The following is a 22,270-nucleotide window of genomic DNA, read 5'->3' as shown; positions in this document are numbered from 1 at the left end:
GGTATCCGCAGGTCTGACCTGCGCGATTAGCTCAGCGGGAGAGCGCTTCCCTGACACGGAAGAGGTCACTGGTTCAATCCCAGTATCGCGCACCACCTCGAAGCCCCCGGCCCTTGCGGCCGGGGGCTTCGGCGTGTGGCGGGCGCCGTGTCAGGAGGAGAACAGCATCCGGCCGAAGCCGCGCTGGTGGTGACCGTGGTGGCCGTGGTGACCGCCGTGGTGCTGGGCGCCCCAGGCGGGCGCGGCGGGGGCGGGGGCCGCGGGGTACGCCTGCGGGGGCGGCGCCTGCTGCGCCCACTGAGACTCCAGGCGGGTCAGCGACTCCAGCTCCCCGTAGTCCAGGAATATGCCCCGGCAGCCGCTGCACTGCTCGATCTGGACACCGTTGCGGTTGTACGTGTGCATCGCCGCGTGGCACTTCGGACACTGCATCTCAGCTCAGCCTCTCGCCGTGGGTTCGACGTCGCCGGACGCACGCCCGGCGGCCCGGTCCTCACCCTACGACGGGGTGTCGCACTCCAACTCGGGTGAGAGTGTCCCGATTCGGGTACAGGCGTCGATCACCGCCTGTTCCACATCGTCCGGTTGGCGTCCCTCGGCCGCCGACTTCGCCAGCGCGAGCGCCGCGGTCTGGACGGTCAGCGCCCGTGCGGGGACGTCGAGTTGGGGCCAGGGGTCGTCGGCGTCCGGCACGGCGGGCCCGCCGGCGGCCGTGTACGCGCCCAGGAAGCGCCGCCAGACCGGCGGCGGCAGGATGCCCGCCGCGAACCAGGCCGCGGGGCGTGCGAGGTCCCACGCCGGGTCGCCGATGCCGAGGTCGTCCACGTCGATCAGCAGCCAGGGGCCGTCGGGGACGGGATGGCGCACGAGCTGCCCGAGGTGGAAGTCGCCGTGGCACAGGATCCGGTGACGGCGCGCGTCGCCCTCGCCGCGGGCCCAGCCGGGCAGCCCCCGCCAGGCGCGGCGCACCCCTGCGGCCGCCGGATGGCCGGGGACGGCGTCCTCCATCCTGGCCACCGCGGCCGCCGCCTTCAGCGGGCCCCGCATCGGCGGCAGCGGGCCCGGCAGGACGCCCGCGTCGACCCGGTGCAGCCGGGCGAGCAGGACGGCGGTCTCCTCCCAGGGGGCGGCGTCGGGGGCGCGGGGGTCGACGGGGCTGCCGTACGGCCAGGCACTGCACGGGCGCGCCCCGGCGTCCGCGGCGGCCGGGGGCGGGAGCGGGAGCGGGAGCGGCGGCAGCAGGACGCCGGCGAGGGCGGGATGGGCGGCGACGGCGATCCGCAGCGCGTGGGCGCCCGGGTCGGTGCCGGTGGCGTGGGCCTTGGCGACCGCGTCGCCGTGTCGTACGACGGTGCCGTCGGGCCGGTCCGCGAGGGTCACGGCACCCTGGCCGCAGGCCGGGCAGCTCGACTGGGAGGGGTGGGCGGCGGCCTTGGCCACCTCGGTGAGGTGCCGTACGAGGGGGGCGGTCACCAGGCGAGCGTAACCGCGCCACCCGCCCGTCCGGGGCGGCGCACACGGCGGGCGGGCCCCCGGGGACGGTGCGGGCCGGACCGGCGCAAGCGCCCTCGCGGGCGGTGCGGGGCGCCGGCGGCGGACGGCGGACACGGGTGGCGGGCGCGGCGGGCGAGGAGCCCACGGCCGTGCCCGGGAATGCGCGATGGCCGGTCAGCTCCCCAGCTGACCGGCCAAACGCTGCCGTCCGCCGCACCCCCGTCCCCACGGGGTTGTTGGCCGGATGTCCCCGACCCGGACCGCTCTTCCGGGTCCGGGGCGCTTCTCAGCGCCCCAGCATCACGCCTACGGACGACGCCTGTGTGACCACTGCCTCCCAGCCGCCGAAGACGACCACCAGCAGTGCCGCGAGGGGAAGGACCATGGCCGTGGCCACCAGCGGGTGCCGGGTGCCGGACGGACGGACGCCGAAACCGGCATATGCCTTGCGCGATGCGGTGTCCGCCATGGTCCCTCTCCTGTCGTGGTTGGCAGCGGCGGGTGTCCGACCTCGGGGGACGAGTACTGCACCCGCCGCTTGACCTCAACACTAGGGATCCGGGAGGCCCGGGACGTCATGCCCGCGTACCGATTACCGGGCCTCCCGGAGGATGAGCCCCGCCCCCGTGGCGTACTCCCCTGGGTGGAGACGCGGCCCTGGGGCCCCGGGTCATCCCTTAAGGCCGCACGTCCTCGGGGTCGTCCTCGCGGTCGACGGGCTGTTCGACCAGGGCCAGGACCCTGGTCGCCATGAACCGCGCCGTGCGCACGACCGAGCCGGACCTCGTGACTTCGCTCACTTCGACCACCCCGCGCCGGACCGCCGTCTCCACCCTGCGGCCCGCCCGGCTCGCCACCACTTCGTAGGTGCGCGTCGTGTCGCCCGCGTCGACCACTATCTCCACACGGTCACCCTTCACCGATCCAATCCCCCTTCTGCGACTGATCGTTGAGATCCGGCGCCGGATCAACGGCGCCGGACCGGGGCTCTGCTGACCACTCCTCAAGTCTCCCACCCGGCACTGACAATCCATCCGAGCGCGAGGGCGCGGCCTATGAGCGCACACGCGCGGGGATACGTAAGCTGTGGCACGTCAGACCGATGACCGCGCAGCGGGGTGGGACCTCCCACCGAGGTAGGGGACGGACGATGGCGATGATGCGGCTCCGGCGCGAGGACCCGCGTACCGTCGGCTCGTTCAGGCTGCACCGGCGGCTCGGGGCGGGCGGCATGGGCGTCGTCTACCTGGGCTCGGACCGGCGGGGCCAGCGGGTGGCGCTGAAGGTCATCCGGCCGGACCTCGCCGAGGACCAGGAGTTCCGTTCGCGTTTCGCGCGGGAGGTCTCGGCGGCCCGGCGCATCCGCGGCGGCTGTACCGCCCGGCTGGTCGCCGCGGACCTGGAGGCGGACCGTCCGTGGTTCGCGACGCAGTACGTCCCCGGCCCCTCGCTGCACGACAAGGTGGTCGAGGAGGGCCCGCTGCGGGCCTCCGACACGGCCGCGATCGGCGCCGCGCTCTCGGAGGGCCTGGTCGCCGTCCACGAGGCCGGTGTGGTGCACCGGGACCTGAAGCCGTCGAACATCCTGCTCTCGCCCAAGGGCCCCCGCATCATCGACTTCGGCATCGCCTGGGCCACCGGCGCGAGCACCCTCACCCATGTGGGGACCGCGGTCGGCTCGCCCGGCTTCCTCGCCCCCGAGCAGGTGCGCGGCGCGGCGGTCACCCCGGCGACGGACGTCTTCGCGCTCGGCGCGACGCTGGCGTACGCGGCGATGGGCGACTCGCCCTTCGGGCACGGCAGTTCCGAGGTCATGCTCTACCGGGTGGTGCACGAGGAGCCCCAGCTCCACGGGGTGCACGACGCGCTCGCGCCGCTGGTGGCCGCGTGCCTGGCGAAGGACCCCGAGGAGCGGCCGAGCACGCTCCAGCTCTCCATGCGGCTGAAGGAGATCGCCGCCAGGGAGGCACAGGGTCTGCACGACCCCCGTCCCCCGGCCCAGCGGGACCGGGAGCGCGCCGAGCTGAGCCGTCCGACGGCCCGCTACACCGAGCGCACGGAGCGCACCGAGCCCGCGGAGCGGCGCACCGGCGGGTCCTCGGGGCCCCGGCCCCAGTCCCCCTCGCGTACGGGTGGCGGGTCGCGGCCGCAGCAGCCGCGGGCCACCGGGCCGACCAACGGGCGGCGGAGCGGCACCCGTCCGGGCACCCGCTCCGGCCCTGCCTCGTCGACGGGCCGCCGGCCCGCCAATCCGCGGCTGCTGCGCCAGCGGATCGTGGTCTTCTTCGTGGTGACCCTGATCGTGGCGCTGGGGATCGCGGCGGCGCAGAAGCTGTAGGGCCGCCCCGGCGCGTGCGGCTGCCCGCCGCCCGTCGCGGCGCGGTGGTCGGGCACCCGGCCCGTCCCCGCGGTGGTAGGCCGCCCGGCCCGTCCCGTCCCCGCGGTGGTCGGGCACCCAACCGGTCCCGGCCCCGGTGCTCGGCCGGTGGGGCGTCCCGGCCCGGTGGTCAGGCCGTGGGGCGTCCGGTGGCCACGGCGTAGAAGGCGACCGCGGCCGCGGCCCCCACGTTGAGCGAGTCGACGCCGTGGGCCATGGGGATGCGGACGAGTTCGTCGGCGGCCGCCAGGGCCCTGGCCGAGAGGCCGTCGCCCTCCGCGCCCAGCATCAGCGCCACCTTGTCCAGCCGGTGCGGGGCCGCCTCGTCGAGGGAGACGGCCCGCTCGTCGGGGGTGAGGGCGAGCAGCCGGCAGCCCGCCTCCCGGACCGTCTCCAGCCCGCCGGGCCAGGAATCGAGCCGGGCGTAGGGGACGGAGAAGACCGCGCCCATGGAGACCTTCACCGACCTGCGGTACAGCGGGTCGGCGCAGTCCGGGGAGAGCAGCACGGCGTCCATGCCCAGCGCGGCGGCGCTGCGGAAGATGGCGCCGATGTTGGTGTGGTCGTTGACCGCCTCCATGACGGCCACCCGGCGGGCCGTGCGGAGCAGTCCGGCCGCGTCCGGGAGGGGCTTGCGGGCCATGGAGGCCAGGGCGCCCCGGTGGACGTGGTAGCCGGTGACCCGTTCGGCGAGCGCGGGCTCGACGACGTAGACGGGGGCGTCGGCGGCGTCGATGACGTCGCCCATGGCCTCGGCCCACTTCGGGGTCAGCAGCATCGACCGCATCCGGTAGCCGGCGTCCGCCGCGCGGCGGATCACCTTCTCGCCCTCGGCGATGAACAGGCCCTCCGCGGGCTCGCGCCGGCGCCGCAGCTCGACGTCGGTGAGGCCGGTGTAGTCGGCCACGCGCGGGTCGTCGGGGTCGTCGAGGGTGATGATCTCGGCCACGGGCTGCTGCTCTCTCGGTGGTGCGGTCAAGGGGGCGGCGGGTGCGCCGGCCGCCCGGGAGGCGGGGCCGCCGCTCAGGACAGCGGCGGGACGCCGACGCCGACGACGTCACCGATGACGATGACGGCCGGCGGCCGCACCTCCTCGGCGCGCACGGTCTCGGCGACGGTCGCCAGGGTGGCGTCCACCCGGCGCTGGGCGGCGGTGGTGCCCTCCTGCACCAGGGCGACCCGGGTCGCCGGGTCCTTGCCGTGGGTGACGAGGGCCTCGGCGATGGCGCCGATCTTGTCGACGCCCATCAGGACGACCAGGGTGCCGCGCAGCCGGGCGAGGGACTGCCAGTCGACCAGGGAGCGCGGGTCGTCGGGCGCCACATGCCCGCTGACCACGGTGAACTCATGGGCGACGCCCCGGTGGGTGACGGGGATGCCGACGGCCGACGGCACCGAGATCGAGCTGGAGATGCCGGGGACGACGGTGCAGGGGATGCCGGCCTCGGCGAGCGCCTGGGCCTCCTCCATGCCGCGGCCGAAGACGTACGGGTCGCCGCCCTTGAGGCGGACGACGGCCTTGCCCGCCTTGGCGTGCTCGACGAGGGCGTTGTTGATGGCCTCCTGGGCCATGAACCGGCCGTAGGGGATCTTGGCCGCGTCGATCACCTCGACGTGCGGCGGGAGTTCGTCGAGCAGGTCGCGCGGTCCGAGGCGGTCGGCGATGACGACGTCGGCCTCGGCGAGCAGCCGGCGGCCGCGGACGGTGATCAGGTCGGGGTCGCCGGGGCCGCCGCCGACCAGCGCGACCGACGGCGCCTTGGCGCGGACGTGGGGCGCGGCGATGCTGCCGTCGCGCAGCCCTTCGACGATGGCGTCCCGCACGGCCGCCGAGCGGCGCGGGTCGCGGCCGGTGAGCACGGCGACGGTGACGCCCTCGCTGCGGCCGGTGGCGGGCGTCCAGGCGGTCGCGGCCTCGGCGTCGTCGCTGCGGACGCACCAGATCCGGGACCGCTCGGCCTCCGCGGAGGCGCGGGCGTTGGCCTCGGGGTCGCCGGTGGCGACGAGCACGTACCAGGCCTCCGCGAGGTCGCCCTCCTCGTACCGCCGGCGGGTCCAGCCGATCTCGCCGGTCTCGGCCATGGCCTCGACGGACGGGGTGGCCGACGGGGAGACCAGGGTGACCTCCGCGCCCGCGGCGACCAGGGCGGGCAGACGGCGCTGGGCGACCTGGCCACCGCCGATGACGACGACGCGCCGCCCGGACAGGCGCAGGCCGACGGGGTACGCGGGGTGCTCGGCGGACTCGGGCATGGCGGTGCGGCTCCTCGTGCGGGTGATGCGTGAGCGGGGCCGCTGCGGCGGTGGAGCGGCTGATGGGGACGCCAGGGCCGTGGGGACACGGCCTGGCCACCAGGGTACGGCCGGGCGGCGGCGGGGCCTCGCCCGGCACGGTGCCGTCCGGCCGGGCGGGCCGGACGGCACCCGGAGGCTACTTCTCCGTGACGCCGGCCGAGTCGAAGGTCGCCACCTCGTGCATGGCGCGGGCCGCGCTCTGCACGATCGGGAGCGCCAGCAGGGCGCCCGTGCCCTCGCCGAGGCGCAGGTCGAGGTCGACCAGCGGGCGCAGGCCGAGCTTGCCGAGGGCGGCCACATGGCCGGGCTCGGCGCTGCGGTGGCCCGCGATGCAGGCGGCCAGTGCCTCGGGGGCGATGGCGCGGGCGACGAGGGCCGCGGCCCCGGTGCTGACGCCGTCGAGGACGACCGGGGTGCGCAGCGATGCGCCGCCGAGGATCAGGCCGACCAGGGCGCAGTGCTCCAGGCCGCCGACCGCCGCGAGCACGCCGACGGGGTCGGCGGGGTCGGGGCGGTGCAGTTCGAGGGCGCGGCGCACCACGTCGACCTTGCGGGCGTGCATCGCGTCGTTGATGCCGGTGCCCCGGCCGGTGATCTCCGCCGGGTCGGCCCCGGTGTAGACGGAGATCAGCGCGGCGGACGCGGTGGTGTTGGCGATGCCCATCTCGCCGGTGAGCAGGGCCTTGTTGCCGGCGGCCACCAGGTCGCGGGCGGTCTCGATGCCGACCTCGATGGCGGCGAACACCTCGTCGCGGGTGAGCGCGGGGCCGGTGGTGAAGTCGGCGGTGCCGGCGCGGACCTTGCGGGGCAGCAGTCCGGGGGTGGCGGGCAGGTCGGAGGCCACGCCCACGTCGATGACGCAGACCTCGGCGCCGACCTGGTTGGCGAAGGCGTTGCAGACCGCTCCCCCGCCGAGGAAGTTGGCGACCATCTGGCCGGTGACCTCCTGGGGCCAGGCGGTGACGCCCTGGGCGTGCACCCCGTGGTCGCCCGCGAAGATCGCGACGGCGGCGGGCTCCGGGACCGGCGGCGGGCACATCCGGGACAGGCCGCTGAGCTGCGCGGAGATGATCTCCAGCATGCCGAGCGCGCCGGACGGCTTGGTCATCCGCTTCTGGCGCTCCCACGCCTCGCCGAGGGCCTTGGCGTCCAGGGGGCGGATGTTGGTGACCGTCTCCTGGAGCAGGTCGTGCGGCTCCTCGCCGGGCAGTGCCCGGCGGCCGTACGTCTCCTCGTGGACGACCCAGGACAGCGGGCGGCGCTTGGACCAGCCCGCCTGCATCAGCTCGGGCTCCTCCGGGAACTCGTCGACGTAGCCGACGCAGAGGTAGGCCACCACTTCGAGGTGGTCGGGCAGGCCGAGGGTGCGGACCATCTCGCGCTCGTCGAAGAACGAGACCCAGCCGACGCCGAGGCCCTCGGCGCGGGCGGCGAGCCAGAGGTTCTCCACGGCCAGCGCCGAGGAGTAGGGCGCCATCTGCGGCTGGGTGTGCCGGCCGAGGGTGTGGCGGCCGCCGCGGGTGGGGTCGGCGGTGACGACGATGTTGACCGGGGTGTCGAGGATGGCCTCGATCTTCAGTTCCTTGAACTGCTTGGCCCGGCCCTTGGGCAGCGACTTCGCGTACGCCTCGCGCTGGCGCTGGGCGAGTTCGTGCATGGTGCGGCGGGTCTCCGCCGAGCGGATGACCACGAAGTCCCAGGGCTGGGAGTGGCCCACGCTGGGCGCGGTGTGCGCGGCCTCCAGGACGCGCAGCAGCACCTCGTGCGGGATCGGGTCGCTGCGGAAGCCGTTGCGGATGTCGCGGCGCTCGCGCATCACGCGCAGCACGGCCTCGCGCTCGGCGTCGTCGTAGCCGGGCGCGGGCGGGGTGACGGCCTCCGGGGCGGGCGCGGAGCCGGCCGCGGGGGCGTCCTCCTGCTCCGGGGCGGCGTCGGCCGCGGGCGCCTCGGCGAGCGGCTCGGCCACGGGGGCGGCGGGGGTGCCGGCGGCGTCGGCGGCCGGTGCGACGGGCTCCGGTGCCCCGGGGGCCTCGGCGGGCACGACGGCCTCCGGCTGCGGGACCGTCTCCACCGGGGCGGGAACGGCCTCCGGGGCGGGGGCCTGAGGCGCCTCGGCGGCGACGGGCTCGGTGACGGGCTGAGCATCCGGGGCGTGGGCCTCGGGGGCCTCGGGGGCCGCGGGCGCGACCGGCTCCGGGGACGGGGCCGTCTCCGCCGGAGCGGCGGGCTCGACGGCCTGAGGGGCCTCGGCCTGCGGCTGCTGGACGGGCTCGGGCGCCTCGGCGGGCGCGGGCTGCGCCTCGACGGGCTCGGCCGGGGTCTGCGCGGGTGCCTCGGCCGCCGGGTCGGCGACGGCCTCGGGGGCGTCGGCGGCCGGTGCGACGGGCTCCGGTGCCCCGGGGGCCTCGGCGGGCACGACGGGCTCCGGCTGCGGGACCGTCTCCACCGGGGCGGAGGCGGGCTCGGGGGCCTGAGGCGCCTCGGCGGCGGGCGCCTCCGCCTCGGGCGCCTGGACCGGCTGGGGGTCGCCCTCGCGCGGGGCCGGCACGGCGGCCTCCGGGGCGGCCTGCGGTTCGGCGGCGGGCTGAGGGACGACCGTTTCTGCTGCGGGCGCCTCCTGCTGGGGCGGCTGCGGGTCCCACGGAGCGCCCGCCTGCGGCGGGATCTCCCCGAGCTGCGGTCCCGGCAGCTCCTCCGCGGTCGCCTCGCGCGCCACGTCGAGGTACTCCACCCCCGTGTGCTGGGGGGCGGGCGCCGTGCGCACCGTCATCGGGTGCGGGGGCGTGCCCGCGGGGCCGCGGTCGGCGAGCGAACGCACCACGCCGCTGTTGGCCTCCGGGACGGGCGGGCCCATGTGCAGGGGCCGCCGGGCCGGGGGCGGCGTCGGCATGGCCGAGGTGGCGGCGGCGGGGGTGCGGACGGCACCGAGGTCGACCGAGCCGGAGTCCCGGCCGCCCGCCTCGTGGGCACCGGTCTCGTGGGCGGCCGGTGCGGCGGCGAACGCCTCGGCGGGGGCCGCCTGTTCGGGCGCGGCGGCGAACGCCTCGCCGGGCGCGGGCTGTCCGGCCTCGAAGGCCGGGGGCTGCCCGGCGACGGGCGCGGCACCCTGTGCGGGGGCGTCCGGGAACGCGCCCTGCTCCTGCCCGGCCGGCTGCGGCGCGAACGCGGCGTCCGGCGCGGGCTCCTGGACCGGCGGGCCGGGGGCGATGCCGGGGACGACGGACATGGTCCCCTGCACCTGGGCGAGCGGTTCCGCGGAGAGCCGGTGGGCCTGCTGCTCCGCGGGCGCCGGGGTGCCGTCGAGTGCGTGGAGCGCGCTGTCCGCCGCCGTGGCGACCCGGGTGAAGCCGGGGGCCGGCTCCTGGAAGGCCGCGGCGCCCTCGCCCTGGTGGGCGGCGTGGGCGTAGTCGTATCCGGCCTGCGGGTCCATCAGGTACTCGCCGCTGCCGTGCTGCGGGACGCCGGCGGGCACCGCGTGCTGAACGGCGGCGGGCGCCGGCGCGTACTGGTCGGCGGCGGGCGCCCCGTGGTGGACGGGGGCCGGTGCGGGCGCCGTGTGCTGGTGCTCGCTCCAGGCGCCCTGGGCGCCGGGCATCAGCAGCAGGTCGTCTTCCTCGGAGGTGTGTCCGGAGGGTTCGAGGTAGGTGTAGGCGCCCTGGGCGGGGACGCCCGGCTGCTCCACCATGCCTGCGTTCTCCGGCAGCCCCTCGCCCGAGACCTGGCCGGTGTCAGTCATGCGTACCCCTCGCCCATCGGTTGTGCTCCTTCGCCCATCGCCCGGGACGTCCGACCGGCACACCTGACGCCCGTGAACAACAACGAGCGTGTGCGCCGCGCGGCACGATCGACCCCCGACCCCATTGCATTGTCGCCGTCGTTCGCCACCACGGCAGCAAGATCCGCCGCGGTCCGCTGTGGGCTGCGCCACGTCGCGCGACCCCCCGGTTCCGGCGTACCACGAACAGGGGTCGAAGTGACCCCCTATTTCCGGACATCGGCCGATCGATCGGCAGACGTTCGGGCGCGGTACGACGATCGGCCAGCCTACCCTCCGGCGTGCCGGAAGTGGGGGTTGGGCCCGAGTTGTGAGCAGCGCTACGCCGGTGCTCGGAGTATCCGCGTTTGCGCCGTCAGGACGCGGCGTCGGGGTGCCGGCCGCAAAGGAGGAAGACCACGGTGCGCTCGCTCTCGGTCCAGTCGGCGGTGTCGAGTTCAACGGACTGGAGCAGGGCGCACTCGACCTCGTAGCCGCCCGCGGCGAGCGCGGCGCCGACCGCCTCGGCCTCGTCGCGGGTGGAGGCGTGGGTGACGATGCGCTGCGGCCTGCGGTCGGCGACGGCGGTCACGACGGGCACTCCCCCGCCGCCGATCCGTACGACGTCCGGTTCGGGCAGGCGTTCCAGTACGTGCGGGGCGCGGCCCGCCACGACCTGCACCTGTACGCCGTGGCGGCGGGCCCGTGCCTCCGTGCGCCGGCAGGCGTCGGCGTCCGCGTCGACCGCGATGACCGCGGCGCCGAATCCGGCGGCCTCCGCGGCGAGCGCGCCGCCTCCGCATCCGATGTCCCAGACCAGGTCACCGGTGCGCGGGCCGAGTCGGGCGAGCTGGGCCGCGCGGAGCCCGGCGTACTCGCCCTCGCGCGGCGGCGTGTGGCGCTCGTCCTCCTCCGGCGGCAGGGCCCAGCCGCGCACGGGCGGCGGGTAGCCGGGCTCCCGGCCGGCGATCCAGCCGGCGCCGGAGCGGGAGGTGCCCGTGACGGTCCCGGATCCGCCGACGACGATCACGACGTTGGGATCGCGCCAGACGTGGTCGGCGGCCTTGTCGGAGGTGAGCACGGTGACCTGCTCGCGGGCGGTGCCCAGTTCCTCGCAGATGACGAAGGTGCGGTGGACTCCGTCGAGCAGCAGGGCCAGTTCGGCGGGGCCCGCTCCGGGGGAGGTGAGAACGGCGACCTTGGGGTGGGCGCGGCAGACGTTGACGGCGCGGCGCAGGGTGCGCTGGTGGGCGACGACGACCAGGGCGTCGTCCCACGGCATGCCGGCCCGGGCGAAGGCGGTGGCGACGGAGGAGACGGCGGGGACCACCTCGACCTCCAGCCCGTGTTCGGGCGCCCGCAGGGTGCGGACGACGCCGAAGAAGCCGGGGTCGCCGTCGGCGAGGACGACGGCGCTGCCGCGGTGGCCCGCGATGCGCCGGGCGGCGAGGTCGACGCTGCCGAGGCGGATGCGCTCGGCGTCCCGCGGCACCTCGGGCAGGTCCAGGTGGTGGGCGGCGCCGGCCACCAGGGTGGCCGCGGAGAGCGCGGACGTGGCCGCGCGGGTGAGCGGCGAACCGTCCCATCCGATCACCGTGACCCGGTCGGCCATCGCGTCAGTCTCCTGGTGTCGTCGCAGGCGGGGGGTGTACCGGCGGTGGGTGTTCCGCACGGTGAGGGTACCGGTCCCCGGGGCGGGCCCCGGTGCGGGAAGGATTCGGCGGACGGCCGTCCCGGTGGACGTCAGTTCCAGTCGGTGTAGGAGGCGTAGCCGGCCTCCACCATGCGGTCGGCCTCCAGGTCCTCCGGGAGGAGGCTCCACACGATCAGATCGGTGCGGACCTCCGTCCAGCCGCCGGTGCCGTCGTCGGGGCGGGTGCGCACGGTCCAGGCGTTGCGGAGCACGCCCTCGCTGATGCAGCCGGCCTTCTGGGCGACCTGCTGGGAGGCGGTGTTGCCGGCCGCCGTGCGCAGTTCCATGCGCTCGAAGCGGCGGTCCCGGAAGAGCCACTGCGCGACGGCGAGCACGGACTCGGTGGCGTACCCCTCACCGCGCGCCCACGGCGCGGTGACGTAGGAGACCTCGGTGGCGAGCAGGCGCCAGTCGGTGTTGCGGAGGTGGACGATGCCGACGAGCCGCTGGGTGAGGAACTCGGTGACCGCAAAGACGATTCCTCGCCCTTCGGTGCGCTCCGCGGGCGCGTGGTCGCGGACCCACCGCTCGGCGTCGCGGGCGGTGTACGGATGGGGCGCCGTGGTCCACGCGGTGACCATCTCGTCGTTCATCATCTCGGTGTGCGCCGGGATGTCGGCGTCCTCGAAGGGGCGCAGCACCAACCGCTCCGTGCTGATGGACACGTCCGGGAAGGTGTGAGTCATGCGCTGCTCCATGCCGGGACCGTCGGTGGTCGTTGCTCGTTGCTGGTTGCCGTGGGCGCGTGCGGGCCGTAGCCGTAAGAAGCTGTTGCCCAACTTCCGCCGGACAACAGCTTCCAGGACACAGCATGCAACATCGGTCGCGGGCCGTGCATGGCCGGGTGCGGTACGGCGCCGGCCCCGGACGCCCGCGGGGGCGTCCGGGGCCGGCGCCGAGCGGCCTCGCGGTCCGTCTACCGGGCGGCGCCGAAGGAGGCGACGACGGAGCCCTGGTAGCTGTCCTCGATGAACTTCTTCACCTCGGGCGAGTTCAGCAGCTTCGCGAGCTTCTGCACGCGCGGGTCGTCCTGGTTGCCGTCCTTCACGGCGAGGAAGTTGGCGTAGGGGTTGCCCTCCGCCTTCTCCAGCACCAGCGCGTCGGTGGCGGGCTTGAGGTCGGCCTCGATGGCGTAGTTGCCGTTGATGACGGCGGCGTCGACGTCGTTCAGGGCGCGGGGCAGCGTGGCGGCCTCCAGCTCCTTGAACTTCAGGCCCTTGGCGTCGGCGATGTCGGAGAGCTTGGCGTCGGTGCCGACGCCGTCCTTGAGGGTGATCAGGCCGTTGTCGGCGAGCAGGTGGAGCGCGCGGCCCTCGTTGGTGGTGTCGTTGGGGACGGCGACGGTCTGCCCGGCCTTGATGTCGGCGACGGCACCGGCCTTCTTGGAGTAGAGGCCGAGCGGCTCCAGGTGGACGTTGACGACGGGGGCGATGGTCGTCTTGTTCTTCTTGTTGAAGTCGTCCAGGTACGGCTTGTGCTGGAAGTAGTTGGCGTCGACCTGGCCCTGCTGGGTGGCGGTGTTCGGCAGGACGTAGTCCGTGAACTCCTTGACCTCCAGCTTGAGCCCGGCGTCGGCGGCCAGGTTCTCCTTGACGAAGTTCAGGATGTCGGCGTGCGGCGTCGGGGACGCCGCGACGACCAGGGCCTTGGACTCGTCGGCCTTGCCGCCGGCGTCGCCGCCGGAGTTCGGGTCGGACGCGGTGCCGCAGGCGGTCAGGCCGAGGGCGAGCGCGGCGGTGGCCGCGGCCGCGGCGGTGAGCTTGATGTTCTTGCGCACGAAGAGTGCCTCTTTCCATTGGTGGTGCGACGCCCGGACAAGGAGTGCGGGCGCTGGGGGTGGAGCGGGTCAGCCCGCGGCGCGACCGCGCCGGGCGAGGAGGCGTACGACGCCGTCGCCGAGGAGCTGCACGATGGTCACCAGAGCGATCAGGATCACCACGGTGATCAGCATGAACTGGGTCTCGAAGCGCTGGAATCCGTAGGTCACGGCCTTGGAGCCGAGCCCTTCGCCGCCGACCGCGCCCGCCATCGCCGAGTAGCCGACGAGGACGATCACGGTGGTGGTGACGGCGGCGACCAGCGAGGGCAGGGCCTGCGGGAGCAGCACCTTGCGGACGATGGTGGCCACCGATCCGCCCATGGACTGGACGGCTTCGACGAGGCCGTGGTCCACCTCGCGGATGGCCGTCTCGACCAGCCGGGCGAAGAAGGGGATGGCGCCGACGGCGAGCGGCACGATCATGGCGGTGGGGCCGATGAAGGTGCCGACGACCAGCGTGGTGAATGGGATCAGGGCGATCAGCAGGATGATGAACGGCAGCGAGCGGCCGATGTTCACGATCACGCCGACGACCTTGTTCACCGGGGTGTTCTGGAGCAGGCCGCCCTTGTCCGTGAGGACGAGCAGCACACCGAGCGGGAGTCCGCCGGCCACCGTGACGACGGTGGACCACAGCACCATGTAGAGGGTGTCGAGGGTGCCCTGGGTGAGCAGGGGCTGCATCTGGGACCAGGTCACTTCGCGACCTCCTCGGCGAGCGCGGGGCCCTGGGCGGGGACGGCCGCCGCGGCGGGGTCGCCGGCCACGTCGACCTGGAGGCCCTGTTCGCGCAGGAAGCCGATGGGCACGACGTTCTCCTCGTAGCGGCCGGGCAGCTCGATGCGCATCCGTCCGATCTGCCGGCCGCCGACGGTGTCCATCGCCGCGCCGAGGATCGATATGTCGATGTTGTAGGTGCGCGAGAGCTGGGAGATCACCGGCTGGGTGGCCGCCTCGCCGTGGAAGGTGACGTCGACGACGGTCCGGTCCGGGCCGGTGGCGTCACCGCTCACGGGGAACAGCTCGTGGGCGAGTTCGGAGCCTGGGGTGGCGAGCAGTTCGCTCACGGTGCCGGATTCGATGATCCTTCCCTTCCTCATCAGGGCCGCGGAGTCGCAGACCGTCTTCACGACGTCCATCTCATGCGTGATGAGCAGCACGGTCAGGCCGAGCTGGCGGTTGAGGTCGCGCAGCAGCTGGAGGATGGAACGGGTGGTCTCGGGGTCGAGGGCGCTGGTGGCCTCGTCGGAGAGCAGCACCTTGGGGTCGCCGGCGAGGGCGCGGGCGATGCCGACGCGCTGCTTCTGACCGCCGGAGAGCTGACCGGGGTAGGCGCGGGCCTTGTCGGCGAGGCCCACGAGGTCGAGGAGTTCGAGCGCCTTGCGGGAGCGTTCGGCGCCGGAGACGCCGAGGATCTCCAGCGGGAGTTCGACGTTGTCCTTGACCGTGCGCGAGGACAGCAGGTTGAAGTGCTGGAAGACCATGCCGATGCGGGTGCGCGCCTCGCGGAGGTCCTTCGGGGCGCGGCGGCCCCGGCCGGCGAGCGCGGTGAGGTCCCGGCCGTCGACGGTCACGGTGCCGGAGGTCGGGCGCTCCAGCAGGTTGACGCAGCGGATCAGGGAGGACTTGCCGGCGCCGCTCTGTCCGATGACGCCGAAGACCTCGCCCTCGCGGACGTGCAGGTCGACGCCGTCCAGGGCGGTGACGTCGCGGCCTCGCGATGAGTAGACCTTGGTCAGGCCCGTAGTGGTGATCACAGGGTTTCCGTCACTGTCGAGTGCGCGGCGCGGTGTCCGCCGGGCACGGGGCATTTCGGGTCGGACAGTCCTCTGCGGGCACGGCTGTCCGGCTGGTGGCCGGGGTCAACGCGTGCGCGGGGCAGGCTCGCTCCGAGACGTACTCCGTGGTTCCGGGGACGGTCGGACGCGGCGCGGCTGTCGGTCTCGCTTCGGGGCGCGAGGCTCAGGCAGGGGCCCTCAGAAGGCGCGCATTCGACACAGACAACGAGCACCGGGCGTCGTGTTCGCCTCGGTCGCAAGGGTGCGGCTGCTCGTCGTGGTCATGGCTGCAAGTAAAGCAGACAGGCATACGAGAGAACCGGCCACGTCCGCTATTCGGACATCGGGTGTGCGACATGTGGACGCGGGCTGCTGCCGGCACGCGGCGCCCACACCCGCTCCCACCTGCGCGGACGCGCCCCGTCGACCCCTTCGGGGGTCGGCGCGGGGGTGCCCCGCTGTGGCCGATACCACCCACCGGACCGCCCGGGAGGCCGATCGGCACCTCGCGGCGGGACAGCGGGGGTCGGCGGGCCCGGGCGGGGCGGGCCGGAACCGGACGGGCCCCGCGCGGGGGCGGGCGCGGCCGGGGGTGCGGCGCGTAATACGCTCGAGCCCATGCTCGACGCCCTGACGATCGCGGTGGCCGTGACCGCGCTCGCCCTCGCCGCGTGGTGCGGCCACGCCGCCTACCGCGACCAGCCCACCAAGGACTGGCACTTCATCGGCATCGCCGTGGTGTCGGTCCTCGCCCTCGCGCAGCTGGTCGTGGGCATCGTGCAGCTGGCGCGCGGCGAGGAGCCCGCCGAGTCCGTCGCGATCTTCCTGGCGTACCTGATCGGTTCGGCCCTGGCCGTGCCCGCGGCCGGCTTCCTGTCGCTCGGCGAACGCACCCGCTGGGGCTCGGCGACCGTGGCCGCGGGAGCGGTGGTCCTCGCCGTCCTCGAAGTACGGCTCCACGACATCTGGGGAGGCTGACGATGACAGGGACGACCACCGACCCGAACGCCCCCGCCGCGGGGCGGAGCAGGCTGGTCACCGGGCCGGGGCTGCTGCTGGTCTGGCTCTACGGCGTGATGTCGGTCGGCGCGGTGTCGCGCTCCGTCTACCAGATCCTGACCGACTTCGGCAGCGCACCGCTCGCCCATGTGCTCTCGGCGGTCGCCGCCGTGGTGTACGCCTTCATCACCTACACGCTGGTGCGGGGCGGCGAGAAGGCCCGCAGGGCGGCGCTGGTGTGCTGTGCGGCGGAGCTGGCCGGTGTGCTGATCGTCGGGACGTGGACGCTGGTGGACCCGTCGGCCTTCCCCGACTCGACCGTGTGGTCCGAGTACGGCATGGGCTACGTCTTCATCCCGGTGCTGCTGCCGGTGACCGGGATGGTCTGGCTGCGGCGGGCCCGGAACGCCTGAGCAGCCGCCGCCCGGCGGCGGCTGCCCGGGCACGGGCCCGGCGGGTCAGGCGCTGGCCGCGTACGCGCCCCGCGAGGACTCCTTCTCCAGCGTGACCAGGGTCAGCCGCGGGCCGGCCTGCTCGGTCGCGACGGGGACGTAGCCGCGGCTGCGGTAGAGGCGCAGGTTGCTCTCGCTGCGGTGACCGGTGAACAGCCGGAAGCGCTCGGCCCGGGCGTCGCCGGCGAAACGCTCCTCGATCGCGTCGAGCAGCCGGCCGCCGAGACCGTGACGCTGCATCCGCGGGTGGACGATGAGCTTGGCGATGCTCGCCGTGCCGCTGTCGTCGACCCGGCCGCGGACGGAGGCGACCACCTCGCCGCCGAGGCGGGCGACCAGCGCGTGCCCCTCGGCGAGCTCCCGGCGGAGGTCGGCGAGCGTCTGGGTGAGGGGCTCGATGCCGTAGTCGCCGTAGAGCTCGGCCTCGCTCTGGTAGCACAGAAACTGCAGTTTGAGGATGTGCTCCGCGTCGTCCTCGGTCGCCGCTGAGATGGTCACGCTCATGCCCATGTGCGCATGCCTCCCGCTCACCTGTTCCACCGGTTGTCTACCGCTCCCTTCCCCGATGTTCAGGAGCTGCAACCTCTGCCGCGAGCATTCTGCGCAGACATCCCAGGCATCGGGAACGCATCGGCCCCAGACTCCCCTGTGAGATACCCAACGTCCCTGCGATTTCCCGGTAGGTGGGGTCCTCGGGGGCGAGCATCGCGGTGAGCAGGCGGGGGCAGTTCCCCGGGGTGCGGGCGACGGCCGCCCGCACCACGCGCCGCCGTTCCGAGCGCAGCGCGGCCCGCTCGGGGCCCGCGGCCGGGTCGGCGGCGGGCTCGTGACGGTACGGCAGTTCCCGCGCGGCGGTGCGGCGGGCACGGCGGGCCTCCGCCCGTACCGTCGCCCTGACCCACCGGGCGGCGTCCGGCGGCGGCCCCGCGTCGGCGTCGAGGCGCTCCAGGAGCCGCAGCCAGACGGCCTGTTCGAGGTCGCGGGCCTCCACCGCGGCGCCGGGTGCCTCGGCGGTGGCCTCGGCGCTCACCAGGTCGCGCAGGGCGCCCACGACACCGGCGACGGGGGCGGGTGCGGGTGCGGCGGCGGGAATCTCGGCAACGGTCATACCCGGCGTGACGTACGGCGGTGGCGCGGTGGTTTCCGCGCGCGGCCGGCCTCACCCGGACGAGTGGGAGGCGCCCCGGCGTTGCCGGGGCGCCTCGGGCTTCCGCCCGGATCAGGGCGGAGCGGGCCGTGCGATCACGCGCGGTGGTCGGCGGCGGCCAGCAGGCCGGTGTCCGGGTTGTCGGTGAAGATGCCGTCGATCCCGGTGGCGAAGTAGACCCGGTAGGCGCCGAACACGTCGCCGTAGGCGTTCGGGTCGGTGCCGCGGCGGAAGTCGGCGGGCAGGAAGCTGTTCTCGTTGCGCAGGGTGTACGGGTGGACGAGCAGGTCCCGCGCGTGGGCGTCGCGCACCAGCGAGGTGGGCTCGGTCAGCCGGCCGGACGCGTCCCGGGGGACGACCAGGTCCAGGGTCGGGCCGATGCCCTGCGCGAACGAGGCGATCCACGCCAGCCCTTCGGGGCGGACGAGGTCCGCGACCGTGCGGGGGTCGCCCGACCGGACGAAGTCCCAGGGCCGGGAGGCCGGTCCGGAGAGCAGGACCACCCGCGGCGAGGACACCAGGCGCGCCATCCGGCGCATGCTGGTGGGCTCGAAGGACTGGAGGAAGACCGGGGAGTCGCGGCGGTCGCGCCCGTACCGCCGCAGCAGCCTGGCCAGCGGCTCCTCCAGGCCGAGGCCGATGTCACGGAAGTAGGTGGGGTGCTTGGTCTCGACGTGCAGCCACACCGGGCGCCCGCGCCGGCGGCCCTCCCGGTCGGCCCAGCGCAGCACCTCCTCGAAGGTCGGCACGGCCCAGCGGCCGTCGTAGAGGGTGTTCTCCTGCCGGGTGCCCGGGATGCGCTCGGTGGCGCGCAGGGTCTTGAGCTCGGCGAGGGTGAAGTCCTCGGTGAACCAGCCGGTGAGGCTGACGCCGTCGACGGACCTGGTGGTCCTGCGCCCCGCGAACTCGGGGTGGTCGGCGACGTCCGTGGTCCCCGTGATGTCGTTCTCGTGACGGCATACGAGATGGCCGTCCCTGGTGGGCACCAGGTCCTGCTCGATGACGTCGGCGCCCATGTCGAGCGCGAACTGGTAGGCGCCGAGCGTGTGCTCGGGCCGGTACCCGCTCGCTCCCCGGTGCGCGATCACGGCCGGCACGGGCAGGCCGCGGCCGGCCGGCCGGCCGCCCCGGCCGCTCCCCGCCTCCGCGGCGTGCGCCGCGCCCGCGCCCGCGACGACGCCCGCCGCCGCCGTGCCGAGAACCGCCGCACCCAGCACCGACCGGCGTGCCGGACCGCTGCTCGTCCCCTGTGTCATGAAACGTTCCTCCATGTGATCTCCCGCACCTGTCGAGCGACGCCCGATGGTAGGCAGCCCTGCCCTACGGGCGGCAGACCGCGTACGAACAGGGCGGGAACACACGTCAACACCGCGTATCGGCTCGGTGAACCCGATGTGCGGGCGGGCACGACCCGCGAGTATCGTCCTCACCTGCACCGAACCGGACCGGCAGCCCACCGACCCGGCCCCATGGCCCGTCCCACGACACGGAGGACCCGTTGTCCCGCTTGACGCTCATCAAGGCAGTGCTCGGGCCGATCCTGCGTCTGATGTTCCGCCCCCGGGTGGAAGGCGCCGAGAACATTCCGGGGACCGGTCCGGTGATCCTCGCCGGCAACCACCTCACCTTCATCGACTCGATGATCCTGCCGCTGGTGACCGACCGCGCCGTGTACTTCATCGGCAAGGACGAGTACGTGACCGGCAAGGGCCTCAAGGGCCGCGCGATGGCGTGGTTCTTCACCGGCTGCGGCATGATCCCCGTCGACCGGGACGGCGCCAACGGCGGCGTGGCCGCCCTGATGACCGGCCGGCGGGTGCTGGAGGAGGGCAGGGTCTTCGGCATCTACCCGGAGGGCACCCGCTCCCCCGACGGCCGCCTGTACCGGGGCCGCACCGGCATCGCCCGGCTGACCCTGATGACGGGTGCCCCGGTGGTGCCCTTCGCGATGATCGGCACCGACAAGCTCCAGCCCGGCGGCGCCGGTCTGCCGCGGCCGGGCAAGGTCACGGTGCGCTTCGGCGAGCCGATGGAGTTCTCCCGCTACGAGGGCATGGACCGCGACCGCTACGTGCTGCGCGCGGTGACCGACTCGGTGATGAGCGAGGTCATGCGGCTGTCCGGGCAGGAGTACGTGGACATGTACGCCACCAAGGCCAAGGCGGCCTGACACGGGCGCATGCCGACGGGCCGGGGTCGAGAAGACCCCGGCCCGTCGGCATGCGCGCGCACGCGCGCCCGGCGCGCGGAGGCGCGCGGAGGCGCGCGGTGTCCGGCCCGCCCCGGCGCGCGGTGTCCGGTGACGGCGCCCCGGTGCGCGGCGCACGGCCGGGCCCCGGTGCGCGGTGCCGCCGGCGCCCCCGTCAGTGCTCGACGGTGTCGCCCAGCTTCTGGCCGCGCAGCAGGAACCAGGCCGCGACCGCCGTGGCCAGCAGGACCGCGGAGCCCACGCCCGCGGCGACCCGCAGGCCGTCGGTGAAGGCGTCCTGGGCGGCGGCCAGCAGGGCCGACGCCTGTTCGCCCGGCAGCGCGCCCGCCGCCTCCACCGCGCCGCCGAGGGACTCGTGGGCCGCCGACGCGACGTCCGCCGGGGTGCCGGCCGGGGTGGCGAACCCCCGGTAGACGCCGGTGACGATGGAGCCGAGCAGCGCGATCCCGAGCGCGGCGCCCAGTTCGTAGGCCGTCTCGGAGACCGCGGAGGCGGAGCCCGCCTGCTCCGAGGGGACGCTGGAGAGGATCACGTCGGCCGTGACGGTGAACGAGAACCCCGCGCCCGCGCCGACCACCAGCAGCGACACCCCGAGCAGCGGGTAGCCGGTCGACTGGTCGATCAGGGTGAGGACGCCGAGCGCGACGCCGACCGCGGCGAGCCCGCCGGCCACCACCGCGCGCACCGAGAACCGCCGGGCCATGACGCCGGCGACGAGTCCGGTGGCCACCGCCCCGACGGCGGCGGGCAGTTCCGCGAGCCCCGCCTCGAACGGCTCCCGGCCCTGGACGAGTTGCAGGAACTGCGACAGGAAGAAGACCAGTCCCGACAGTCCGAGGATGGTCAGCAGGTCGGCGAGGACGGCGCCGGAGAAGCCCCGGTGCCGGAACAGCCGCATGTCGAGCAGCGGCGCGGCCAGGGTGAACTGGCGGCGGACGAAGCCGTACAGCGCGGCGACGCCGACGACGGCCGCCGCGCCCGCGCCCCAGCTCGGCCCGTGGCTCGCCGCCTCCTTGATCGCGTACACCACGCCGACCATGCCGACCAGCGACAGGCCGACGCTGGCCAGGTCCCAGGGGCCGCGCGCCGGGTTCTTCGACTCGGGCAGCAGCTTGACGCCGACGACCACGAGGACGGCCATCACGGGCAGGTTGATCAGGAAGACGGAGCCCCACCAGAAGTGCTCCAGCAGGAATCCGCCGACGACCGGTCCGACGGCCGCGCCGGCGGAGGCGGCGGCGCCCCAGATGCCGATCGCGAGGCTGCGCTCCCTGGGGTCGTGGAAGATGTTGCGGATCAGCGCCAGGGTGGACGGCATCAGAGTGGCACCGGCGACACCGAGCAGCGCCCGCGCCACGATCATCATCTCGGGGGTGGTGGCGTACGCGTTGAGCACGGACACCGCGCCGAACGCGACCGCGCCGCAGAGCAGCAGCTTCTTGCGGCCGATGCGGTCGCCGAGGCTGCCCATGGAGACGAGCAGGCCCGCGATGACGAACGAGTAGACGTCGCCGATCCACAGGAGCTGGTTGCCGGTCGGCTGGAGGTCCTCGCTGAGGAACGGGGTGGCGAGGCCGAGGACGGTGGCGTCGACGGCCACCAGCAGCACGGCCAGCACCAGGACGGCCAGGGCCAGCCAGCGCGCCGGACGGCTCAGTTCCTGCGCCGCCTCGGGTCCGGTGAGGGTCCTGCTCATGTGTCCACGCTCCGTCGTGCTCCGCCGAGCAGCAGCTCGGCGATCATGTACTGGAAGTCCTTCTGGGCCACCCGGCCGTCCATCACGGCCCAGGCTCCGGAGCCCACGAGGCCGTAGAGCGCCTCGGTGAGCCAGGCGGGGGTGAGGTCGATACGGAACTCGCCCCGCTCCTGGCCCCGCCGGAAGAGGTCGGACAGCCGGGCGTCGAGCCGGGCCCAGCCCTCGTCGACCTCGCCCTCGAAGAGCTGGTTCTCGGTGTAGAGGAAGGCCAGCAGATCCGCGGCGGGCTGCACCTCGCCGATCAGGCGCCGCAGCGCGTCGGCCGCGGGGCCGTCGTCGAGGCGCGACCGGTCCAGGGCGCCCTCCAGTTCCCGGATGCCGAGCGCCTCCAGCGCCCGGACGAGAGCGTCCCGGCCCGCGAAGTGGCGGTGCAGGGTGGCGCGGCCGATGCCGGCCGCCCGGGCGACCTCGTCCATCGTGGCGGTCGATTTGCGGGACAGCACGGCGGCGGCGGTGCGCAGCACCTGTTCACGATCCATGGCCATGAGACAAGACTA

21 protein-coding genes and 1 tRNA gene are annotated in these 22,270 nt (G+C 74.7%); 5 read left to right on the top strand and 17 right to left on the bottom strand.

Features of this window, described 5'->3' with window-relative positions:
* Positions 1-20 precede the first annotated feature (20 nt).
* Positions 21-95, top strand: a tRNA-Val gene (locus JE024_RS28755).
* Between the two features lie 55 nt (positions 96-150).
* On the opposite strand, the gene JE024_RS28750 is transcribed toward JE024_RS28755, so the two are convergent.
* The 4 genes from JE024_RS28750 to JE024_RS28735 form a co-directional block, all read right to left on the bottom strand.
* Positions 151-432 carry a TFIIB-type zinc ribbon-containing protein gene (locus tag JE024_RS28750; protein WP_205376890.1) on the bottom strand — a complete coding sequence of 94 codons (282 nt, stop codon included), beginning with the start codon at positions 430-432 and terminating at the stop codon, positions 151-153.
* Between the two features lie 66 nt (positions 433-498).
* On the bottom strand, positions 499-1,476 hold the full coding sequence (locus JE024_RS28745; RefSeq protein ID WP_205378408.1) for a phosphotransferase family protein: 978 nt from the start codon (positions 1,474-1,476) through the stop codon (positions 499-501).
* Positions 1,477-1,780: 304 nt separating this feature from the next.
* Positions 1,781-1,963 carry a hypothetical protein gene (locus JE024_RS28740; RefSeq protein ID WP_205376889.1) on the bottom strand — a complete coding sequence of 61 codons (183 nt, stop codon included), beginning with the start codon at positions 1,961-1,963 and terminating at the stop codon, positions 1,781-1,783.
* A gap of 208 nt (positions 1,964-2,171) precedes the next feature.
* Positions 2,172-2,414 carry a DUF8836 family protein gene (locus JE024_RS28735; protein ID WP_205376888.1) on the bottom strand — a complete coding sequence of 81 codons (243 nt, stop codon included), beginning with the start codon at positions 2,412-2,414 and terminating at the stop codon, positions 2,172-2,174.
* A gap of 230 nt (positions 2,415-2,644) precedes the next feature.
* On the opposite strand from JE024_RS28735, the gene JE024_RS28730 reads away from it, so the two are divergent.
* Entirely contained in the window at positions 2,645-3,832 is a 1,188-nt protein-coding gene (locus tag JE024_RS28730; protein ID WP_244883250.1) for a serine/threonine-protein kinase, read from the top strand.
* Between the two features lie 169 nt (positions 3,833-4,001).
* On the opposite strand, the gene JE024_RS28725 is transcribed toward JE024_RS28730, so the two are convergent.
* The 8 genes from JE024_RS28725 to JE024_RS28690 all read right to left on the bottom strand — a co-directional run bounded on the left by JE024_RS28725 (position 4,002) and on the right by JE024_RS28690 (position 15,189).
* Positions 4,002-4,820, bottom strand: coding sequence for a TrmH family RNA methyltransferase (locus tag JE024_RS28725; RefSeq protein WP_205376887.1), 819 nt, complete (start codon positions 4,818-4,820; stop codon positions 4,002-4,004).
* Positions 4,821-4,894: 74 nt separating this feature from the next.
* On the bottom strand, positions 4,895-6,124 hold the full coding sequence (gene cobA / locus JE024_RS28720) for a uroporphyrinogen-III C-methyltransferase (protein WP_205376886.1): 1,230 nt from the start codon (positions 6,122-6,124) through the stop codon (positions 4,895-4,897).
* 178 nt (positions 6,125-6,302) lie between these two features.
* Positions 6,303-9,902 carry a nicotinate-nucleotide--dimethylbenzimidazole phosphoribosyltransferase gene (gene cobT / locus JE024_RS28715; RefSeq protein WP_205376885.1) on the bottom strand — a complete coding sequence of 1,200 codons (3,600 nt, stop codon included), beginning with the start codon at positions 9,900-9,902 and terminating at the stop codon, positions 6,303-6,305.
* Between the two features lie 394 nt (positions 9,903-10,296).
* Complete coding sequence (gene cbiE, locus JE024_RS28710; RefSeq protein ID WP_205376884.1) at positions 10,297-11,532, bottom strand: precorrin-6y C5,15-methyltransferase (decarboxylating) subunit CbiE; 1,236 nt, start codon at positions 11,530-11,532, stop codon at positions 10,297-10,299.
* Positions 11,533-11,663: 131 nt separating this feature from the next.
* Positions 11,664-12,311, bottom strand: coding sequence for a GNAT family N-acetyltransferase (locus tag JE024_RS28705; protein ID WP_205376883.1), 648 nt, complete (start codon positions 12,309-12,311; stop codon positions 11,664-11,666).
* Between the two features lie 218 nt (positions 12,312-12,529).
* Complete coding sequence (locus JE024_RS28700; RefSeq protein ID WP_205376882.1) at positions 12,530-13,390, bottom strand: MetQ/NlpA family ABC transporter substrate-binding protein; 861 nt, start codon at positions 13,388-13,390, stop codon at positions 12,530-12,532.
* A gap of 69 nt (positions 13,391-13,459) precedes the next feature.
* Positions 13,460-14,131 (bottom strand): methionine ABC transporter permease, encoded by a 672-nt coding sequence (locus tag JE024_RS28695; RefSeq protein ID WP_205376881.1) that lies wholly within the window; start codon positions 14,129-14,131, stop codon positions 13,460-13,462.
* Positions 14,128-15,189 carry a methionine ABC transporter ATP-binding protein gene (locus JE024_RS28690; protein ID WP_205376880.1) on the bottom strand — a complete coding sequence of 354 codons (1,062 nt, stop codon included), beginning with the start codon at positions 15,187-15,189 and terminating at the stop codon, positions 14,128-14,130. The genes JE024_RS28695 and JE024_RS28690 overlap by 4 nt, the downstream gene beginning before the upstream one ends.
* A gap of 639 nt (positions 15,190-15,828) precedes the next feature.
* Here JE024_RS28690 and JE024_RS28685 point away from each other — a divergent pair.
* Together JE024_RS28685 and JE024_RS28680 are read left to right on the top strand one after the other, a co-directional pair.
* Positions 15,829-16,188: a hypothetical protein gene (locus JE024_RS28685; RefSeq protein ID WP_205376879.1), complete on the top strand. Its 360-nt coding sequence runs from the start codon at positions 15,829-15,831 to the stop codon at positions 16,186-16,188.
* Positions 16,189-16,190: 2 nt separating this feature from the next.
* The gene (locus tag JE024_RS28680) at positions 16,191-16,622 is read left to right on the top strand and encodes a hypothetical protein (RefSeq protein WP_205376878.1); all 432 of its coding nucleotides are present in this window, start codon (positions 16,191-16,193) and stop codon (positions 16,620-16,622) included.
* A 45-nt stretch (positions 16,623-16,667) separates the two neighbouring features.
* Here JE024_RS28680 and JE024_RS28675 read toward each other — a convergent pair whose 3' ends face one another.
* The 3 genes from JE024_RS28675 to JE024_RS28665 all read right to left on the bottom strand — a co-directional run bounded on the left by JE024_RS28675 (position 16,668) and on the right by JE024_RS28665 (position 19,064).
* Positions 16,668-17,171, bottom strand: coding sequence for a GNAT family N-acetyltransferase (locus JE024_RS28675; protein WP_205376877.1), 504 nt, complete (start codon positions 17,169-17,171; stop codon positions 16,668-16,670).
* Positions 17,172-17,208: 37 nt separating this feature from the next.
* Complete coding sequence (locus tag JE024_RS28670) at positions 17,209-17,769, bottom strand: sigma-70 family RNA polymerase sigma factor (protein ID WP_205376876.1); 561 nt, start codon at positions 17,767-17,769, stop codon at positions 17,209-17,211.
* 134 nt (positions 17,770-17,903) lie between these two features.
* Positions 17,904-19,064, bottom strand: a complete 1,161-nt coding sequence (locus JE024_RS28665; RefSeq protein ID WP_205376875.1) for a glycerophosphodiester phosphodiesterase — start codon at positions 19,062-19,064, stop codon at positions 17,904-17,906.
* A 242-nt stretch (positions 19,065-19,306) separates the two neighbouring features.
* Between JE024_RS28665 and JE024_RS28660 the strand changes: the two genes are divergently transcribed.
* Positions 19,307-19,978: a lysophospholipid acyltransferase family protein gene (locus JE024_RS28660; RefSeq protein WP_205376874.1), complete on the top strand. Its 672-nt coding sequence runs from the start codon at positions 19,307-19,309 to the stop codon at positions 19,976-19,978.
* Positions 19,979-20,171: 193 nt separating this feature from the next.
* Here the strand turns inward: JE024_RS28660 and JE024_RS28655 are convergent, their stop codons facing one another.
* Complete coding sequence (locus JE024_RS28655; protein WP_205376873.1) at positions 20,172-21,713, bottom strand: MFS transporter; 1,542 nt, start codon at positions 21,711-21,713, stop codon at positions 20,172-20,174.
* Complete coding sequence (locus tag JE024_RS28650; protein ID WP_205376872.1) at positions 21,710-22,258, bottom strand: TetR/AcrR family transcriptional regulator; 549 nt, start codon at positions 22,256-22,258, stop codon at positions 21,710-21,712. Before JE024_RS28650 ends, JE024_RS28655 begins: the two co-directional genes overlap by 4 nt.
* Between the last annotated feature and the right edge of the window lie 12 nt (positions 22,259-22,270).

It is taken from the genome of Streptomyces zhihengii, assembly GCF_016919245.1.
GTDB lineage: Bacteria > Actinomycetota > Actinomycetes > Streptomycetales > Streptomycetaceae > Streptomyces > Streptomyces zhihengii.
Note: the sequence above shows the minus strand (reverse complement) of the source record. Positions and strands in the feature narration are given on the sequence as shown.

Coding starts and splice junctions, on each gene's coding strand:
- JE024_RS28705 (WP_205376883.1), bottom strand. CDS start 12,311: ATGGAGCAGCGCATGACTCACACCTTCCCGGACGTGTCCATCAGCACG.
- cobA (WP_205376886.1), bottom strand. CDS start 6,124: ATGCCCGAGTCCGCCGAGCACCCCGCGTACCCCGTCGGCCTGCGCCTG.
- JE024_RS28650 (WP_205376872.1), bottom strand. CDS start 22,258: ATGGCCATGGATCGTGAACAGGTGCTGCGCACCGCCGCCGCCGTGCTG.
- JE024_RS28680 (WP_205376878.1), top strand. CDS start 16,191: ATGACAGGGACGACCACCGACCCGAACGCCCCCGCCGCGGGGCGGAGC.
- cobT (WP_205376885.1), bottom strand. CDS start 9,902: ATGACTGACACCGGCCAGGTCTCGGGCGAGGGGCTGCCGGAGAACGCA.
- cbiE (WP_205376884.1), bottom strand. CDS start 11,532: ATGGCCGACCGGGTCACGGTGATCGGATGGGACGGTTCGCCGCTCACC.
- JE024_RS28740 (WP_205376889.1), bottom strand. CDS start 1,963: ATGGCGGACACCGCATCGCGCAAGGCATATGCCGGTTTCGGCGTCCGT.
- JE024_RS28670 (WP_205376876.1), bottom strand. CDS start 17,769: ATGACCGTTGCCGAGATTCCCGCCGCCGCACCCGCACCCGCCCCCGTC.
- JE024_RS28655 (WP_205376873.1), bottom strand. CDS start 21,713: ATGAGCAGGACCCTCACCGGACCCGAGGCGGCGCAGGAACTGAGCCGT.
- JE024_RS28665 (WP_205376875.1), bottom strand. CDS start 19,064: ATGACACAGGGGACGAGCAGCGGTCCGGCACGCCGGTCGGTGCTGGGT.
- JE024_RS28685 (WP_205376879.1), top strand. CDS start 15,829: ATGCTCGACGCCCTGACGATCGCGGTGGCCGTGACCGCGCTCGCCCTC.
- JE024_RS28730 (WP_244883250.1), top strand. CDS start 2,645: ATGGCGATGATGCGGCTCCGGCGCGAGGACCCGCGTACCGTCGGCTCG.
- JE024_RS28675 (WP_205376877.1), bottom strand. CDS start 17,171: ATGGGCATGAGCGTGACCATCTCAGCGGCGACCGAGGACGACGCGGAG.
- JE024_RS28750 (WP_205376890.1), bottom strand. CDS start 432: ATGCAGTGTCCGAAGTGCCACGCGGCGATGCACACGTACAACCGCAAC.